We start from the raw sequence: 16,532 nt of genomic DNA, 5'->3' as shown, positions 1-16,532 counted from the left end.
ATTTTACGAGCCTGTTTTCGCTTTTCCTCCGCAGCCCTTTCCAATCGGGCACGTTCCGCAATAAATTGTTCGTATTCTGCAGCTTGGCTCTTACGTTCTTCCTCTTTCTGACGAAGATAATCAGAATAGTTTCCCCAATACTCAGTGATTTTGCCATCTTTCAGTTCCCATATTTTATCTACTATTTCATCAAGAAAATAGCGGTCATGGCTAATAACTAACAGTGCACCTGTAAAATATTTTAGCTGTCCTATTAGAAAATCAATTCCTTCACGGTCTAAATGGCTCGTAGGTTCATCCGCTAAAATACCATGAACCTGTGCCGATAAGGCCTGTGCTATTTTAAGCCTTGTTTCTTCACCACCGCTCATAGTCTGTATATTTAATTGCTCAACACCTAGCTTGCCTACAAGTGCAAAATCTTTTTCCTCCTGCAGAGTTACTTCGTCCAACTGGGGAATATAGGCAAGTTCACCCAGACGATTCATTTTACATCCTGGGGGAGTTAATTCTCCTAAAAGTACCCTGAGTAAAGTGCTTTTTCCAGCACCATTTGCTCCTACTAAACCAATACGGTCATAATCATATACTTCTAATTCATTTATATCTAAAACATCGCGTCCTTTGAATTCCACACGAATGTCTTTTGCTTTTAATATTAATTCCATAACATTTCCTCCTGTCTATAATCGCATGCTTTCATTTGCTTGTATGCAGGGAAAACCCTGCGATTTTAGCAGGAAGAGTTACATGAAAATAAGATACATAAATATTCCTCCAATATTGTTTATTTTAAATCTAATTTTCTAACCTCAGTTATCATTTGGCAAACTATAGCAATGCCAATAATTAAAATACCTGATAGTAAAAACCAATGATTTACACCGATTTTATCAGCAAAGAATCCAGAAAGAATTAACCCAATTGGCATAGCAAGTGACATGATACTTCCGATCAAAGAAAATACACGTCCTAAATATTCAGGCTTAATTTTCTCCTGAAAAAGAGCTGTTTGCACACCGCTATAAAATGGCACCGAAAGCCCCATTATTGCACAGCAAACTACGAATATTACAAATCCATTTGGAGGAAGTATTCCCGAAACGGCTAAACTGGTCCCCATTATAAAAAATGAACTTGTTATTAGTAATACATGCTTTTCGAAGCCCCCTAATCTTCCTAATAATAAGCCTCCTGCTAGCATCCCAAATGCAAAGGAAATTTCCGTAATAGAAATATGCACAGGCGTTCCATTAAAGTGTTCCATGCTTATTAAAGGAAATAGTGCATTGATTGGCATATAAACAAAAGTATATAGTGTTCCTAAGAGTAATAAGGCAAACAATCCTTTGTTTTGTCTCAGAACCACAACTCCTTCTTTCATCTCCCTTATGAAATTTGGTTCTAAACTTTGCACTTGATTACCCAGCTTAGGTATACGTACAATTGCTACCGTAATAGATGCAATCACAGCACCCAATACGTCGATGGCAATAATAGCATTTAAATCCCAAACGGAGTATAAGAGTGCTGCAACTGCCGGACTAACAATATAGCTTATAGACTGCAAAGACTGACTATAGCCTGCGCATTTCGTTAGCTGTTCTTCTGGTACTAAAAGTGGTGTAACCGCATTGAGTGCTGGGGTATGAAAAGCTGTTCCAATGCTACGGATAAACAATACTATCATAATCATCCAGACAGGTAGCTCCATACAGAATGCAACAATAGCAAGCACTGCACCAGCTGCTGCGATAATTAAATCGGCACCAATCATTATCTTCTTCCTATCATGACGATCCACTAGCACACCAATGGCAGGTCCCAAAATCGCATAGGGTAAAAAACCTACTAATGAAGCCATAGACAAGACCATCGCAGATCCTGTTTTTTCTGTAAGGTAAAAAATAATCGCCATTTGCAGGATGGCACTAGTGATTAATGATACTGCTTGCCCTGCCCATATTGCATAAAATTTTCGTTTCCAATTGTTGTATTTTTCCATTTATATTATCTCCTGCATATTATTTTGCTTGAATTTCTATTTTGAATAGCATTCTAGGCAATAAAAAATGCAGGCCAAACCCCACAATGTGGCTTTTGGTCTGCATACATACAATTTGGAAACATTCATATTAAAGACATAGTTAAATAAAGGTATAGTTAAATAACCAATATCCTCACCGTAACTAATGAATGCTCAATATCGTATAAATAAGCACAACAAAAAAGCCTATCATCGGGTATAGATTCTGCTTTTTTTATTGCCAGCTTATCTTAAACGCATTGAGGCTGTCATAGTTTCGGTTCCTCCTACATCTTTGTTTATATCAATTTATAGTATAACACAACAAGATGATATGTTCAATATAAAAGTTATGGAATGAGACTCATACTTCCAATTCGATGCCAGATTTAAAGGATATGACGAAGTTTTCTTCATAGACTGTAACGCTCTGGATTATCTTCCTTAGTAGCAAGCGATTAGCTTTCACAAAATCTTCTGTTTGTAGTTTTAAAAATTCATCAGGATTTTCTAACTCAACCTCAAAATATTTCATTTTACATTCCCTCATTTCATTTATTGATAAATTGAGTTTGCAAAAAAGAGTGGACAATTTTTGTCTACTCTTAACCTTTAAAATAGTTTTTTTAATCGATTTGAAGTTGCCTAAATTATTACTTATTCGGTAAAATGAAGTATTGCTTTCAACAGATTTCCTTCAACTACACTTCACTTGATTCAAACAAGGTGGGTACATTTCTATTCCCACAAACTCCTTGTCAATGGAAACAAACACGTACCCACAGGGTAAATGGAAATAGAAACTGATAATTTCTAGCTATCACTTCTACTCATTCCAAAAATTTTCTCACTCTGATACTTACCCACCATAAAGCAAAAAGCCTTGCAATCAAGGCTTTCATTATCCCTTTCGTTCAAAGGTTTCTAAGCTTTTACGAGCAGAGCAACACACTCCACGTGTGGAGTTAGTCAACATCTATATTATATAACGAAAGTGATAGAGTTGTTGTTTAAAATTAAACTTTAGAATGAAAATATTTAAAAAAAGTAGATCACTTTTAGAAGTGTCCTACTTGTATTATTTTTATTTAAAAAGGGATAAATCCTTAACAAAAGGGGTGTACTCCCGCGCCTTCGGGAAGGAAAAAAAGAAATGGCGCAAAATCAAGGTTTTATTTTTGAAATTTACCAGAAAATACCCTTAATGAAAGTAACGTAGTTCTTGTTGATGGTCATAGTGTGTTCTATTGATGCACGTTCAACGGTTACTAGATTTAGGTTAAAATCGTTAAAGCCCATATCATAGTTTAAAAAAGCGATTATACAAAAACTTGTATATCGCTCTGTTTGTTCACTTACTTTGACAAAGTGGAGGTATCTATCCTCAAGGTCCTCAATGCATTCCATACTGCCAGTAGCGTTACACCAACATCTGCAAAGATTGCCTCCCACATATTAGAAATTCCCAATCCACTTAGAACCAAGAAAATTAGTTTAACTACAATAGCCAAGGTCATGTTTTGCCGAGCTATTCTGACTGTCTTTTTAGCCAGTCGAATGACTTGAGGAAGTTTTCCAAGGTCATCATCCATCAGTACAACATCTGCTGATTCAATGGCTGCGTCCGAACCTAGCCCTCCCATAGCAATACCAACATCTGCCCTAGCAAGAACCGGTGCATCATTCACTCCATCTCCAACAAAGGCAACAGCCTGCTGAGACTGAGTCAGAATTTCCTCAAATGTACTCACCTTATCCTGAGGCAAGCAATCTCCAAATGCATCATTGAAGGCAAATTGCTGTGCAAATTCATCAACCACTGCCTGACGATCACCTGAAAGGAGAACCGTTTTTTTAATTCCGACCGCCTGTAAATCCTTCAAGGCCTCGATGCTCGTCTCCTTCACTTGGTCTGTGATAAGGAAATAGCCTAAAAAGTGACTGTCCTCTGCCAAATAGAGAACTGTTCCTGTGCTGTCAATAGCTGGATAAGCAATCCCTTGAACTTCCATTAATCTAGCATTCCCAAGATAGAGCTGTCTGCCATCTATCCTACCGGACATGCCCTGCCCTGGTAGCTCGGTAATCTGACTCACCCTATTCTCGTCCACTTCCTGTCCATAGGCTGTTCGAATCGAGTTTGCGATTGGATGATTGGAATAGCTTTCCAAATGGGCAGCGAGGTACAGAATATTATCCTCGATACCTTCTGCGTTGACAACGGTATCTACCGCAAAGATACCTTTTGTAATTGTCCCCGTCTTATCAAATACGACCGTATCCAACTTGGCAAGAGCCTCTAAATAATTTCCACCTTTCACTAAGACACCTAATTTAGATGCTCCCCCTAGCCCGCCAAAGAAACTCATTGGTACCGAAACCGCAAGAGCACAAGGGCAAGAAATGACTAAAAAGGTAAGTGCCCGATAAAGCCAAGTCGACCACTCCCCTAAACCAAGCAAGGGAGGCAGGCTTGCAAGCAGAAAAGCGATTCCGACAACCACTGGTGTATACACACGCGAAAAACGTGTGATCATCCGTTCCGTCTCCGCTTTTTTATTGCTTGCATTTTCAACTAATTCCAAAATTTTGTTGACCGTTGATTGCGAAAAAGTCTTTCTCACTTCAATTACCAATGGACTAGTCAAATTGATCACACCACTTGTAATGTCCTCACCAACGCCAATTTCCCTAGGCAGTGATTCTCCTGTCAAGGCTGACGTATCCAGAATAGAACGACCTTTTCTGACCAGACCATCTAGGGGCACCTTCTCCCCAGGCTTAACTAAAATATGGTCCGCAACCCTTACTGTTTCAGGGTCTACTTGAACGGCTTCTCCCCCCTCTAGTCTCCAAGCCTTAACCGACCGAATATCCATCAATTGTGCAATGGACTGACGAGATTGAGAGGTGGCCTTGTCTTGGAAATACTCCCCAATCTGATAAAAAAGCATGACGGCTACTGCCTCTGGAAATTCTCCCAAGAGAAAGGCTCCTAAGGTCGCGATACTCATCAAAAAGTTTTCATCAAAAATATTGCCACGTTGAATATTTTGAACCATCTTGATAAGAACCTTATGACCGATAATGATATATAGGGTCAGATAATAGACCAGACGAATCCAGAAATACTCCTCTGGCAGGAAAAAGCCGAAGGCAAATAGAATCGTAACAGCAAGTAGCAGCTCTTTCGCCCAATCTCGTTTTTCTGGAAGTGCCTCTTCCTTTTTCTCACTGATCACTTCGATTCCAGGTTCAATAGCATCTACTAAGTCAATAATTTCCTTATCTATCCCATCTTCGCTTTTTGTTTCCAAAGTCAGCTTTTGAGCTATCAGATTGACAGTGGCAGATTCTACCTGCTCCAATTGATTGACAGCACGTTCAATCTTAGCAGCACAATTGCCACAGTCAATTCCCCGAAGTACATACTCTTTCTTCATGTTTTTCCTCCTTCAAATGCTTCAGTGTCAAAGACAAGACTGATGCGACATGATTATCCGCAAGTTCATAATAGGTCATCTTTCCTTTTTTCTCCCCCTTGACCAATTGGCAGTCCCGCAGATAGCGTAGTTGGTGAGAAATAGCAGATTTGGTCATCTGTAACGCAATCGCTAAGTCTCCGACACAAATTGTTTTTTGCCGTACTGCTTGTAAAATCCGCAAACGAGTTGGATCAGAAATCGCCTTAAAAAAATTGGACATATTTAGCAATGTAACGGTATCAAACTCCGTCTCATGGACCCCTTGAATTAAATCTGGATTACAAGCTGTTAAACACTGTGACATATTTTGTATTCCTCCTATCCTAAAGTTGTATCAAGTAACATCATAATTAGAAATCCGTCCATAAACTCACCTGTTGCAATATCGGTATTCTTGTGTTCTTGAGCACCTGGCACAAGTTTTTCCACTACAACATAAATCATGGCTCCTGCCGCAAATGAGAGAGCATAAGATAGTAGCTGGGGCATAGACATAACAGCATAGGCCCCTAAAACAACTGCAATCGGCTCAACAATCGCTGACATGGCGCCATAGTAGAAAGCTGATTTCCTACTTCGCCCTTCTGCCCGTAGCGGCAAGGACAAGGCAGAGCCTTCTGGAATATTTTGGATACCAATTCACAAGGCTAATCCAAGGGCACTCATCCACGTAAAGGAAAGTCCAGTTGTGGCATTTGCCACACCAACTGCTAAGCCCTCTGGTATATTATGAATCACTACCGCCAGATAAAGCAGCATGGTCTTTGATAAGGGTCTTTGGGGATTCAAAATCCCTTCCTTATCACTCATCTGTTGATTCAAATGCAGGTGGGGAACCAAATAATCAATAAAGCGGATAATTAAGCCCCCGACAATAAAAACCAACAGCCGTCGGCAACCAGTAAAATCTGTTTGCAGCCATTGACTGGCTATAGCCAAATGAAAGGACAAGCAAAGACCAGACTGCAGCTGCCGTCATAATACCCGCTGCCAAGCCCATCATCATATCCATGAATTTTTGATGAATGGTTTTGACAAAAAAGACCAAACTAGCACCGATAATGGTACAAAACAGGTGAATAAGCCAGCTAATAAAGCTTGCATTACTGGTGATAGAGATGAAAAAAATGACATCTTATACCTCAATAATCGATAATAGTTGAGCAACTGTTCAACTATTACCATTATAGTTGAACAGTTGCTCAATTGTCAAGGAAGAAAGTAAAAAAGCTATGAGAAATCCCCATAACTTTGTAAATTATTGAAGCAATCTCGTGTTCTTAGAGAATATCACAATGCCATAAAAAGCCCAAAGGACTATTTGGAATTATCATATCATATAACGCTTCGACACAATTTAACGATTACTATATTGAGAAACAAACTTTACTCCTCAAGAAAGTTAGATGTTCCCAATGCTATCCGTAAGAGTACTTAAAACCTTGAAACATACTGATTTCAAGGTTTTTATAACGTGTTATTGTATCACCTAATTTCTACTGATTTCCATAGATCAAACCTTTCGTGATTTTTTCATATAGGTGGGTACGTTTCTATTCCCTCAAACTCCTTGTCAATGGAAATAAAAACGTACCCACAGTGTAAATGGAAATAGAATTTGAGAATTCCTAACTATCACTTCCACTCACTCCAAAAATTACTTACTCTAATACTTCCCCACCATAAAGCAAAAAGCCTTGCAATCAAGGCTTTTCATTATCCCTTTCGTTCAAAGGTTCTAGGCTTTTACGAGCAAAGCTACACACTCCACGTGGTGCGTTTGCGGAAATAAATCAACCGGTTGTACTTTCTTCAATTCATATCCCAATTCTTGGTAGAGTTTGATATCACGCGCCATGGTTGCTGGGTTACATGAGACGTAAGTAATCTTCTCAGGTTGCATGGCAACACTGGCTTTGATGAAGCTTTCAGTCAAGCCCTTACGTGGTGGATCCACAATGATGACGTCTGGTTTGATGCCATTCTTACTCCACTTAGTCATGGCATTTTCAGCTGTGTCACAGACATAGTGGGCATTGGTGATGCCATTTATACTAGCATTCTTCTGGCTATTCTCTACTGCTTCTGGGATGACTTCGACACCATAAATTTCCTTGACATGCTTAGCGACAGATAAACCAATAGTACCGATTCCTGAATAGGCATCGATCACCACATCATCTTCACTTAACTCCGCAAAGTCAATAGCTGTCTGATAAAGCTTCTCTGCCATTTCAGTATTAACCTGGTAAAAAGCTGGTCCAGAGATTTGGAAGCTATTCCCTAACATTTGGTCCGTAATGTAATCTTGACCATAAAGCGTACGCCATTCTTTCCCGAAAATGGCATTAGTATTTTGGTCATTGATATTTTGCATAACTGATACGATTTCTGGGAACTGCTTGATGACTTGTTCAATCAACTGTTCTACTCGGAAAATTTTAGGACGAGTGGTCACCAAAATAACCATGATTTGACCTGAATGATGGCCACGACGAACAACAAGGTTACGAATCAGACCAGACTGTTCCTTCTCATCATAGGGTTTTAAGTCATAGCGACGAAGCAAATCACGTAAAGCCACAATAACTTGGTCAATCACTGGATCTTGGATATAAAAATCTTCAAGAGGCATAAGGTCATGAGAATTCTTACGGAAGAAACCAGTTTCTAGAACACCATTTACTCTACGTACAGGGACCTGAGCCTTGTTACGATACTTGATAGGATTTTTCATGCCAAGTGTATCTGCGACCTCTATATCCGTGATTCCAGCAATCTTATAAAGACTGTCCTTAACTTGCTTGGTTTTAAATTTGAGCTGTTCTGGATAGGCAAGATGACCTAAATCCGCGATTCCTGAACGTAGGTAAGCCAAATCTAGATCTTGATTACGGTGTGGTGACTGGACAAGGTATTCTTCAACCTTCCCAAAACCAATCTTTTTATTAACCTTGAGGACACGCATGAGGATTTTTTCACTCGGTAAAGCATTCTCTACAAAAAAGACCAAACCATCCACCTTGGCAACTCCTGCGCCTTCATGGGTCAAGTCAACAATTTCAACTTCTACAATATCATTTTTCTTTAACATTCTCTTCTCTTTCTATTAGCCGACAAAAAAGATGGCAACGTTACGGTTACCATCTATTATACCATGAAATTTCTTAAGAACCAAAACTCTTGAAGAAGTTGACAAGGGCTTGCCAGAGGGAGCTTAAGAAGTTCCCACCGTCCTCTAGCGCCTTATCCGCATCAAAGTTAAGGTTGATATTTTTAAAACTGTCGCCAGCTTGTGAAACAATACTTTGTTTAAGGTCATTCAGGGTTTTAGTGAAGTCTGTATTGCTGAGGATATCACTCTTTGAGAGATTCAAAGCAAAATTGATGATGACATTGATCTGGTTTCCTGTTATGACCTGATCAAGTTTGTAATTTTTTAAGGTATCTTCAACGATTTTACGGACATCTTCCTCTGTCAGATTTCCCTTACTTTCTTTAGCTTTGGCGAGTCCTGACTTGATATCAGCTAGGGCAACGTTTAATTTATTAGCATCATAGCCTGACTTGTCCTTGTTTTCAGCATTGATATCAGACAAAGCCTTCAACTCTTCTTGAGCCAAGTCTTTGTTGGCTTGTGGCACCTTGGCTCCATTGGCTTCTAGCGAATAATAAATCCCTGCTAAAGCACTTTCTCCTGTAACGGGAATAGGTGCTGCTACAGTGATTTTGGCGTGTTCCACACCCAGAGTTACTGCTGCATTTCGGTACATATCCTGAGTTACCTTAGTAATATTTTCTGGTGTTTCAATCTTGACTTCAAGTGGCGATTTGTCACCTAGCTTTTGAATCTTGGCTGATGAATACAGTTGTAAGCTAGAGTCATTGGCAACATTCATAATCTTAGAATAGACATCAGGTGTCATCGTCTTGAGCTCTTTGGTGTCTGTTGAGGCATTGTAGCCTAGTTTTTTTAGGGTTTGATTTTTTTGGTCTTCAGACAATGAAGAACCTAGGACATATTCAGGTTGAACATAGGTTTCATCGATGACTTTTTGAACATCTGTTGCTGCATGGGCGCTATTCATAGCTGTTACTGCCCACAAGACCGCAGCACTAGTCAGAAAGAGTTTCTTTCTCATAGGGATTTTCCTCCTTTACCTTTCTAGAGTAATATATCTATCTTAAAGAAAACTTATAACAAAAACACCTGGACTAGCCAGATGTTGAAAAGAGATTGAAACATTTGATGACGTAAAGGTTGAGTTGGACCTGTCTAGAATAATAATAGTTTCCTCCATTTACATAGAGTTCGGCACCGTGAAGAATGGAAATAGGGTGAATATAACTATAAGTCTTTCCAGTGGTATTGCCAAGCAAGGGAGCAACAGTCTCACGAGAGTACTGTTTGGCCAGAGCCAAGGTATTTTCCTTGCCATTTTGTGCGATAAAATCGATATAGGCAGGACCAAAATTATAGGCTTGAACAGCCGTCCAGACATCTACACCCTGCTTCTGGGCTAGATAGAGATTGTCTGTTAGAGTTTGAACGCCTTGCCGAATGCTAGAGGCGTTATCATTGATGGTGTTGGTGGAACCACTGGCAGACTCACTAGACTGCATAACATCGCCTTCTTTTCCTTTTGTTTCGGTATAAATCATAGCGAGCACAAGCTCTTCGTTTGCTGGGGTGTCTTTTTCACTCAAGATTTCTCGCACCATGGGTTGATAGGTCATGACTTGCTTGACATCTTGGTGAACGCGGTAAGCTTTATATCCAGCAAAAAGGAAGACTGCTAGTACAAGCACTCTTCGAATTCGTTTAAACATTATTTACTTTGGATATCCTCGATATTTTTGATTAAGATAGAGTAGGTTCCATTATCATTTTGGATAAACTCAACAGACTCGGCGTCTTGATAGACGTTATTGGGAACGATGAGCTCAATTCCATTTGACAAGGAGAGTTTTTGGTTTTCAAATTTTTTAAGCTGGCGACTGGCATCAATTTCATCAAATTGAACAGGCTCTGGTACTGCTTCTTTGACTTGGTCAATAAAGCTCAAACGAGCCGTCAGATTATTGTCAAAAAGGTCATTGGCCAATTTTTCAGGTGATAATTCATTGCTTTCTTCTAGGTTGTTGAAAATCGCTGATTTGACCTTGGATTGAAATTGAAAATCATCTGTGTTAAAGGTTTCAGCAATTCTCTGGGCTGTCTTTTCCAGTTCCTTGATGGATTTCTTGGGTGAAATCTTAGGGGCGACGGCAAGAAGATTATCTGAAAAATAGTTCAAGAAAGCCCCGTTGTACTTGATTCGTTTTTCAATCAGATGGTATTTGCGGCTCTGAAGATTGACCACCAAGGCCTCGTCAGCACCCGTTCCAAATCCAGGCAGGTTATTCTGAGTCAGCTTGATTGGATTATCAACTTCTCCTCCGAGGTGGGTCAAGGTCTCCCTCAGGGCAATTCGCAAGAAAGCGAAATGTTCCACGCCTTCTTTAGAAAATTGCACAAAAATCAAGTCATTGGTCTTGAGATTTTCTGAAATGCTGAACTCCTCTTTCCAGAGATTAGCCAGTGTTACTGATGTCTCCAACAAATCGTCTGTGATATGATTGAAGAAGGGATTTTCTTCCTCGAAAATCCCAGTCTTGGCTTCATCTGAATACACACGTTCAATTTTTCTACGCAGGTATTCTTCGATTTTTGGAGTAATATTGAGAAATTTATCCGCTAGGAACAGCTCGGTATCATCCGGACTGAACTGGTGAATAATGGCTTTCTTAATATAAATGTCCATAAAAGTTTTAGTCCTCGTATAATGGGAAGGCATCTGTCAATTCTTTGACTGCACTTCTCACTTCTTCTAAGACAGCCTCATTTTCTGCATTTTTAAGGGTTTTAATGATCAGTTCAGCCACTTTGCGACTTTCTTCTTCACAAAATCCACGTGCAGTGATGGCTGCAGATCCGATACGAATTCCACTTGTCTTAAATGGTGACAAGGTTTCGTAAGGGATTGAGTTTTTATTTAGGGTAATATTGACCTCATCCAGCAAGTTTTGAGCAACTTTTCCGTTTTCTACAACCTTAGTCACATCCACTAGGAAGAGGTGGTTTTCAGTCCCGCCAGAAATAATACGGAAATCAGGGTCTTGTAAGAAGACATCTGCCATAGCCTTGCTGTTCTTGATAACATTAGCAGCATATTCCTTGAAGGCTGGATCCAAAACTTCTTTGAAGGAAACAGCTTTAGCCGCCACAACGTGCTCCAAAGGACCACCCTGAATACCAGGGAAAATAGCTGAATTGATTTTCTTAGCTAAGTCTTCATCATTGGTCAAAATCAAACCACCACGTGGTCCACGAAGGGTTTTGTGGGTCGTTGTTGTCGTGATGTGAGCGTATGGTACTGGGCTTGGGTGAAGACCAGCAGCAACCAAACCAGCGATATGAGCCATATCTACCATGAGTTTAGCACCAACGGCGTCCGCAATTTCACGGAATTTTGAAAAGTCGATAATTTGAGAATAGGCTGAAGCACCTGCTACGATCAATTTTGGTTTTACTTCTTGGGCTTGTTTCAAGATAGCATCAAAATTCAAGAGTTCCGTTTCAGGATCCACACTATAAGAAACAAAGTTGTAGGTTTGACCTGAGAAGCTAACAGGAGCTCCGTGGGTCAAGTGTCCACCTGCTGCCAAATCCATCCCCATAACGGTATCACCTGGCTCAATCAAGGCCATGTAAGCCGCACAGTTGGCTTGGCTTCCTGAGTGAGGTTGGACATTGGCAAATTTTGCACCGAAAATTTCTTTTGCGCGTTCAATGGCTAGAGATTCTACCACGTCTACTACATCTGTTCCACCATAGTAACGGCGTCCTGGGTAACCTTCGGCGTATTTATTCGTCAAGATAGACCCTTGAGCAGCCATAACAGCCTTGGAAACTACGTTTTCCGAAGCAATCAACTCAATGTTGTTTTGTTGTCGTTCTTCTTCTTTGGCAATAGCATTCCAGAGATCAGCATCGTATGCTTTAAAATCATCTTTGTCAAAAATCATAGGTCTTCTCCTTTATTGTGTGACTAGTCCATTAGTTTGATTTTACAATAAGAAAATAAACTAAAAGATGCGAATAAACCGTTTCTGCATTTTATCACAAGTATAACCAACTTTTTCATAAAATGCATGAGCTCCCAGACGATGATCGGCAGAGTTTAAGCGGATAAACCCATAACCACGTCTTTTGGCTTCTTCTTCCAACCCTTGTAGTAAACTTTTACCAATACCTTGACCTTGCGCTTGAGGTGAAACTGCTAAAGCTAAAATATTAAATCCTGCTTTAGAATAAAGTGATTCATAGACCTCAGCGTGGACATATCCAAGCAAGGCATGACTAGCTTCATCCTCATAAGCAAGTAGGAAATGATGTGAATTCTGAGATAGTCTAGCTAGTTGACTAGCCGTTTCCTCTGGACTAAAAGAATAGCCCAAAGCCTCTTGGTTGATCTCACATATAGCTTTCACATCTGTTTCTTGCAAATCTCTTAGCATCTCATTCCTCCTCAAAAGAAATCTCTGGCAACCGAGCAAGTATATCTTCTCGCTTAATGGCCCCTTGGCGTAAGATTTTCACCTTGTCTCCAGACAAGTCCAAAATAGTCGAATCTTGTCCAGTTAGAAAAGCATCGTCTTCCAGACCCAGAACCTCTTGGTCAAAATCCTTCAGAATTTGCTCAAAGGTTACACCACTTGCCTGACCTGAAATATTGGCAGACGGTCCAATCAGGGGCCCCGTCTCTCTAATCAAATCAAGCGTGATGGGATGACTTGGCATCCGAAATCCCACCGTTGCTAGACCAGAATTGACCCAATAAGGAACTCGGTCATTGGCTTCGAGAATAATGGTCAAGGGACCTGGCAAAAAGGTCTCTACAAGTTTTTGTAGATAAGCTGGCTGATTATTAGAAAAGTGCAAGATATCCTCTAAAGAGGCAACATTGAGATTAAGTGCCTTGTCTCTAGGACGACGTTTGAGTTGGTAAACATGGTCAACTGCTTTTTCATCTAAGGCCTTAGCAAAAAGACCATAAACAGTCTCTGTAGGCAGAACGACAGCTCCACCATTTTCCAACTCTTGCCTAATCCTGTCCATCATCAACCACAACCATCCTATCTTGACCAAATTGATCCTTAAGCGTTCTTACACGTTTTTCAGGAAGATGCTTCCTAAAAAGTTCAGGAACACTTTGACCTTGCTTGTATCCAATTTCAAGGTAAATCTTACCACCATCTTTGAGATAGTCTTTTGCATCTTCCGCAATTCTACGGTAAATAGCTAGGCCATCCTCATCTGCAAAGAGAGCTAGATGAGGCTCCGAATGCAAAACATTCAAGCCGACCTCTGACTCATCTTCACGAGAGATATAGGGTGGATTGGAAACAATTATATCATATTTTTCAGAAATTTCTGTAAAACAGTCAGATTTTTTTAAAAATATTTGAAGATTTTGATTTTTAGCATTTTCGTTAGCTAAATCTAAAGCATCTTGGGAAATATCTGCTGCTGTCACTGACCAATCTGGGCTGTTTTTTGCTAAGGCGAGAGCAATAGCTCCACTACCTGTTCCAATATCCAGAACTGAAAGATTTGTCTCAGGATTTTCAGCTAAGATAAACTCCACCAACTCCTCTGTCTCTGGACGAGGAATCAAAACCCGCTCATCCACTTTTAACTGTATTCCATAAAAATCTGCCTGTCCAATGATGTACTGTGCCGGTTTATGAGCTGCTAACTGTTGGAAAATTCCTTTTACAAATACTTCTTCCTCTTCCGTCACTTCCTGCTGGAGGGCAAAAACAAAGTCTGTAAACGTGAGGTCTTTCAGACTACGATAGACAAAAGAGAGGCTTTCTGCTTCCTCTCCTTTTCTTATCAACTCTTCTTCAAAATCTGAAAATAATTGAGCTAATTTCATTATTTGTTTAATTCTTCTAATTTTTGTGTTTGGTCATAGAGCACCAAGGCATCCACAACCTCATCCAATTTACCAGACAAAATAGTATCTAGTTTTTGGAGAGTCAAGCCGATACGGTGGTCTGTGACACGGTTTTGTGGGAAGTTATAAGTACGAATCCGTTCTGAACGGTCCCCAGTACCAATCGTTGACTTACGTTCAGCGTCTTGTTCGTCTTGTGCAATCTGAGCAAAGTGGTCAGCAACACGCGCACGGATGATTTTCATGGCTTTCTCACGGTTTTTCTGCTGGGTACGTTCTTCCTGCATCTCAACCTTGATATTGGTTGGCAAGTGAACGATACGAACGGCAGTCGCAACCTTATTGACGTTCTGTCCACCAGCACCAGAGGCGTGGTAGATGTCGACACGAAGGTCTTTGGGATCAATGTCGTATTCAACTTCTTCAACTTCTGGCATAACAAGAACTGTCGCTGTCGAAGTATGAACACGGCCTTGACTTTCTGTCACAGGGACACGTTGCACACGATGGGCACCTGATTCGTACTTGAGTTTAGAGTATACAGATTGACCTGAAACCATAGCAACAACTTCTTTGAAACCACCGACACCGTTCATAGAAGCTTCCATAACTTCAAAGCGCCAGCCTTGGGCTTCCGCATACTTTTGATACATAGTTAGAAGGTCTCCAGCGAAAAGTGCCGCTTCGTCTCCACCAGCTGCTCCACGGATTTCAAGGATAATATTCTTGTCATCATTTGGATCCTTTGGAAGGAGCAAGATTTTCAGTTTTTCTTCGTATTCTTCTTTTTCAGCCTTGGCATCTTTGAGTTCTTGCTTGGCCATTTCTTCCAAGTCAGCATCTCCACCTGATTCCTTAATCATTTCTTCAGCGTCAACGATGTTTTGAAGGACTTGTTTGTACTCACGGTAGGCTGTTACTGTGTCACGAGTGGAAGCTTCTTCTTTTGAAAGCTCCATGAAACGCTTGGTATCCGATACCACATCTGGGTCACTGAGTAGTTCTCCTAATTCTTCATAACGGTCTTCTACAGCTTGTAGTTGATCATAGATGTTCATTTTTCTTCATTCTCCTTATTGATTTCAGGGGCAAAATAATGTTTACGGCAAACTGAGATATAGGTTTCATTACCACCAATCTGAATCTGTTCACCATCATAGACTGGCAGTCCATCCTGTGTACGCAAAACCATAGTCGCCTTTTTCTTACAATACTGACAGATGGTCTTGATTTCGTCAATCTTGTCTGCTAAGAGCAAGAGATACTTGGAACCTTCGAACAGTTCATTGCGAAAGTCATTTTTCAAGCCAAAAGCCATGACAGGTATGTCTAACTCATCAACTACACGAGCTAGATCGTAAACATGGTGACGCTTGAGAAACTGGGCTTCATCGACCAAAACACAATAAGGCTTTTCTGGTAGGTCTCGGATATAGCCAAAGATATCCGTCGTCTCCTCAATCGCAAGAGCAGGGCGTTTCATACCGATCCGACTCGACACATAGCCAACACCGTCACGAGTATCAAGAGCTGAGGTCATAATCACAACACCTTTTCCTTGCTCCTCATAGTTATAGGCCACCTTGAGAATCTCAATCGTCTTACCAGAGTTCATGGTCCCATAACGATAATACAACTGTGCCATGTTTCTTGCTTCACGTCCATTTCTAAATTTTTGCTACATTCTAGTATATCATAATTTTCTTAAGCTTTAAACGGCAAAATGTGGTAAAATAGAAGAAATCAAAAACTAGTGGAGGAAGCTATTATGCCATTTGTACGCATCGATTTATTTGAAGGACGCACGCTCGAGCAAAAGAAAGCTCTTGCTAAGGAAGTGACGGAAGCTGTTGTCCGTAATACTGGAGCCCCTCAATCTGCTGTCCATGTCATCATCAACGACATGCCAGAAGGAACTTACTTCCCACAAGGGGAAATGCGCACCAAATAAGCTAGCTTAAGCAGAATTGCTTAGGCTTTTTCAATCTCCAAGTAGCATTCATTGAAGAAATATCC

General features: G+C 40.4%; 15 protein-coding genes and 2 pseudogenes. 1 reads left to right on the top strand and 16 read right to left on the bottom strand.

Annotated elements, in window-relative coordinates; translation table 11 throughout:
* The 16 genes and pseudogenes from msr(D) to HMPREF9957_RS05780 all read right to left on the bottom strand — a co-directional run.
* Nucleotides 1-668, bottom strand: a pseudogene (msr(D), locus tag HMPREF9957_RS05860) (ABC-F type ribosomal protection protein Msr(D)); the annotation flags it as partial.
* A gap of 119 nt (nucleotides 669-787) precedes the next feature.
* Nucleotides 788-2,005: a macrolide efflux MFS transporter Mef(A) gene (gene mef(A), locus HMPREF9957_RS05855; RefSeq protein WP_000417519.1), complete on the bottom strand. Its 1,218-nt coding sequence runs from the start codon at nucleotides 2,003-2,005 to the stop codon at nucleotides 788-790.
* 385 nt (nucleotides 2,006-2,390) lie between these two features.
* The gene (locus HMPREF9957_RS05850) at nucleotides 2,391-2,561 is read right to left on the bottom strand and encodes a hypothetical protein (protein ID WP_000873143.1); all 171 of its coding nucleotides are present in this window, start codon (nucleotides 2,559-2,561) and stop codon (nucleotides 2,391-2,393) included.
* An 820-nt stretch (nucleotides 2,562-3,381) separates the two neighbouring features.
* Nucleotides 3,382-5,469 (bottom strand): heavy metal translocating P-type ATPase, encoded by a 2,088-nt coding sequence (locus HMPREF9957_RS05845; protein ID WP_000712649.1) that lies wholly within the window; start codon nucleotides 5,467-5,469, stop codon nucleotides 3,382-3,384.
* Nucleotides 5,438-5,815, bottom strand: coding sequence for an ArsR/SmtB family transcription factor (locus HMPREF9957_RS05840; protein WP_000076060.1), 378 nt, complete (start codon nucleotides 5,813-5,815; stop codon nucleotides 5,438-5,440). Before HMPREF9957_RS05840 ends, HMPREF9957_RS05845 begins: the two co-directional genes overlap by 32 nt.
* Nucleotides 5,816-5,829: 14 nt before the next feature.
* Nucleotides 5,830-6,645 (bottom strand): annotated as a pseudogene (locus HMPREF9957_RS13540) (ZIP family metal transporter).
* 604 nt (nucleotides 6,646-7,249) lie between these two features.
* The gene (gene rlmD / locus HMPREF9957_RS05825; RefSeq protein ID WP_000914560.1) at nucleotides 7,250-8,605 is read right to left on the bottom strand and encodes a 23S rRNA (uracil(1939)-C(5))-methyltransferase RlmD; all 1,356 of its coding nucleotides are present in this window, start codon (nucleotides 8,603-8,605) and stop codon (nucleotides 7,250-7,252) included.
* A 73-nt stretch (nucleotides 8,606-8,678) separates the two neighbouring features.
* On the bottom strand, nucleotides 8,679-9,653 hold the full coding sequence (locus tag HMPREF9957_RS05820; RefSeq protein ID WP_001227751.1) for a DUF1002 domain-containing protein: 975 nt from the start codon (nucleotides 9,651-9,653) through the stop codon (nucleotides 8,679-8,681).
* A 73-nt stretch (nucleotides 9,654-9,726) separates the two neighbouring features.
* Nucleotides 9,727-10,341: a cell wall hydrolase Pmp23 gene (gene pmp23, locus HMPREF9957_RS05815; RefSeq protein ID WP_000476380.1), complete on the bottom strand. Its 615-nt coding sequence runs from the start codon at nucleotides 10,339-10,341 to the stop codon at nucleotides 9,727-9,729.
* The gene (locus HMPREF9957_RS05810; RefSeq protein ID WP_000356122.1) at nucleotides 10,341-11,315 is read right to left on the bottom strand and encodes a nucleoid-associated protein; all 975 of its coding nucleotides are present in this window, start codon (nucleotides 11,313-11,315) and stop codon (nucleotides 10,341-10,343) included. Before HMPREF9957_RS05810 ends, pmp23 begins: the two co-directional genes overlap by 1 nt.
* A gap of 7 nt (nucleotides 11,316-11,322) precedes the next feature.
* Nucleotides 11,323-12,579 carry a serine hydroxymethyltransferase gene (gene glyA, locus HMPREF9957_RS05805; RefSeq protein WP_000575484.1) on the bottom strand — a complete coding sequence of 419 codons (1,257 nt, stop codon included), beginning with the start codon at nucleotides 12,577-12,579 and terminating at the stop codon, nucleotides 11,323-11,325.
* Nucleotides 12,580-12,639: 60 nt separating this feature from the next.
* Nucleotides 12,640-13,071 carry a GNAT family N-acetyltransferase gene (locus tag HMPREF9957_RS05800; RefSeq protein ID WP_000942943.1) on the bottom strand — a complete coding sequence of 144 codons (432 nt, stop codon included), beginning with the start codon at nucleotides 13,069-13,071 and terminating at the stop codon, nucleotides 12,640-12,642.
* 1 nt (nucleotide 13,072) lies between these two features.
* Nucleotides 13,073-13,675 (bottom strand): L-threonylcarbamoyladenylate synthase, encoded by a 603-nt coding sequence (locus HMPREF9957_RS05795; protein ID WP_000969301.1) that lies wholly within the window; start codon nucleotides 13,673-13,675, stop codon nucleotides 13,073-13,075.
* Nucleotides 13,659-14,495: a peptide chain release factor N(5)-glutamine methyltransferase gene (prmC, locus tag HMPREF9957_RS05790; protein WP_000761858.1), complete on the bottom strand. Its 837-nt coding sequence runs from the start codon at nucleotides 14,493-14,495 to the stop codon at nucleotides 13,659-13,661. The genes HMPREF9957_RS05795 and prmC overlap by 17 nt, the downstream gene beginning before the upstream one ends.
* A complete protein-coding gene (prfA, locus tag HMPREF9957_RS05785) occupies nucleotides 14,495-15,574 on the bottom strand; it encodes a peptide chain release factor 1 (protein ID WP_001028815.1) in 1,080 nt (359 codons plus the stop codon). Before prfA ends, prmC begins: the two co-directional genes overlap by 1 nt.
* Nucleotides 15,571-16,161 (bottom strand): thymidine kinase, encoded by a 591-nt coding sequence (locus HMPREF9957_RS05780; RefSeq protein ID WP_000068143.1) that lies wholly within the window; start codon nucleotides 16,159-16,161, stop codon nucleotides 15,571-15,573. The genes prfA and HMPREF9957_RS05780 overlap by 4 nt, the downstream gene beginning before the upstream one ends.
* 123 nt (nucleotides 16,162-16,284) lie before the next feature.
* Here HMPREF9957_RS05780 and HMPREF9957_RS05775 point away from each other — a divergent pair, with 123 nt between their 5' ends.
* Complete coding sequence (locus tag HMPREF9957_RS05775) at nucleotides 16,285-16,467, top strand: 4-oxalocrotonate tautomerase (RefSeq protein WP_001117401.1); 183 nt, start codon at nucleotides 16,285-16,287, stop codon at nucleotides 16,465-16,467.
* The last annotated feature ends 65 nt before the right edge of the window (nucleotides 16,468-16,532 follow it).

The sequence above is a fragment of the Streptococcus mitis SK1080 genome, from assembly GCF_000220085.1.
Classification (GTDB): domain Bacteria; phylum Bacillota; class Bacilli; order Lactobacillales; family Streptococcaceae; genus Streptococcus; species Streptococcus mitis_K.
The sequence above is the reverse complement of the archived record's forward strand: the minus strand, read 5'-3'. Positions and strand labels throughout refer to the sequence as shown.

Coding starts and splice junctions, on each gene's coding strand:
- HMPREF9957_RS05850 (WP_000873143.1), bottom strand. CDS start 2,561: ATGAAATATTTTGAGGTTGAGTTAGAAAATCCTGATGAATTTTTAAAA.
- HMPREF9957_RS05845 (WP_000712649.1), bottom strand. CDS start 5,469: ATGAAGAAAGAGTATGTACTTCGGGGAATTGACTGTGGCAATTGTGCT.
- HMPREF9957_RS05840 (WP_000076060.1), bottom strand. CDS start 5,815: ATGTCACAGTGTTTAACAGCTTGTAATCCAGATTTAATTCAAGGGGTC.
- rlmD (WP_000914560.1), bottom strand. CDS start 8,605: ATGTTAAAGAAAAATGATATTGTAGAAGTTGAAATTGTTGACTTGACC.
- HMPREF9957_RS05820 (WP_001227751.1), bottom strand. CDS start 9,653: ATGAGAAAGAAACTCTTTCTGACTAGTGCTGCGGTCTTGTGGGCAGTA.
- pmp23 (WP_000476380.1), bottom strand. CDS start 10,341: ATGTTTAAACGAATTCGAAGAGTGCTTGTACTAGCAGTCTTCCTTTTT.
- HMPREF9957_RS05810 (WP_000356122.1), bottom strand. CDS start 11,315: ATGGACATTTATATTAAGAAAGCCATTATTCACCAGTTCAGTCCGGAT.
- glyA (WP_000575484.1), bottom strand. CDS start 12,579: ATGATTTTTGACAAAGATGATTTTAAAGCATACGATGCTGATCTCTGG.
- HMPREF9957_RS05800 (WP_000942943.1), bottom strand. CDS start 13,071: ATGCTAAGAGATTTGCAAGAAACAGATGTGAAAGCTATATGTGAGATC.
- HMPREF9957_RS05795 (WP_000969301.1), bottom strand. CDS start 13,675: ATGATGGACAGGATTAGGCAAGAGTTGGAAAATGGTGGAGCTGTCGTT.
- prmC (WP_000761858.1), bottom strand. CDS start 14,495: ATGAAATTAGCTCAATTATTTTCAGATTTTGAAGAAGAGTTGATAAGA.
- prfA (WP_001028815.1), bottom strand. CDS start 15,574: ATGAACATCTATGATCAACTACAAGCTGTAGAAGACCGTTATGAAGAA.
- HMPREF9957_RS05780 (WP_000068143.1), bottom strand. CDS start 16,161: ATGGCACAGTTGTATTATCGTTATGGGACCATGAACTCTGGTAAGACG.
- HMPREF9957_RS05775 (WP_001117401.1), top strand. CDS start 16,285: ATGCCATTTGTACGCATCGATTTATTTGAAGGACGCACGCTCGAGCAA.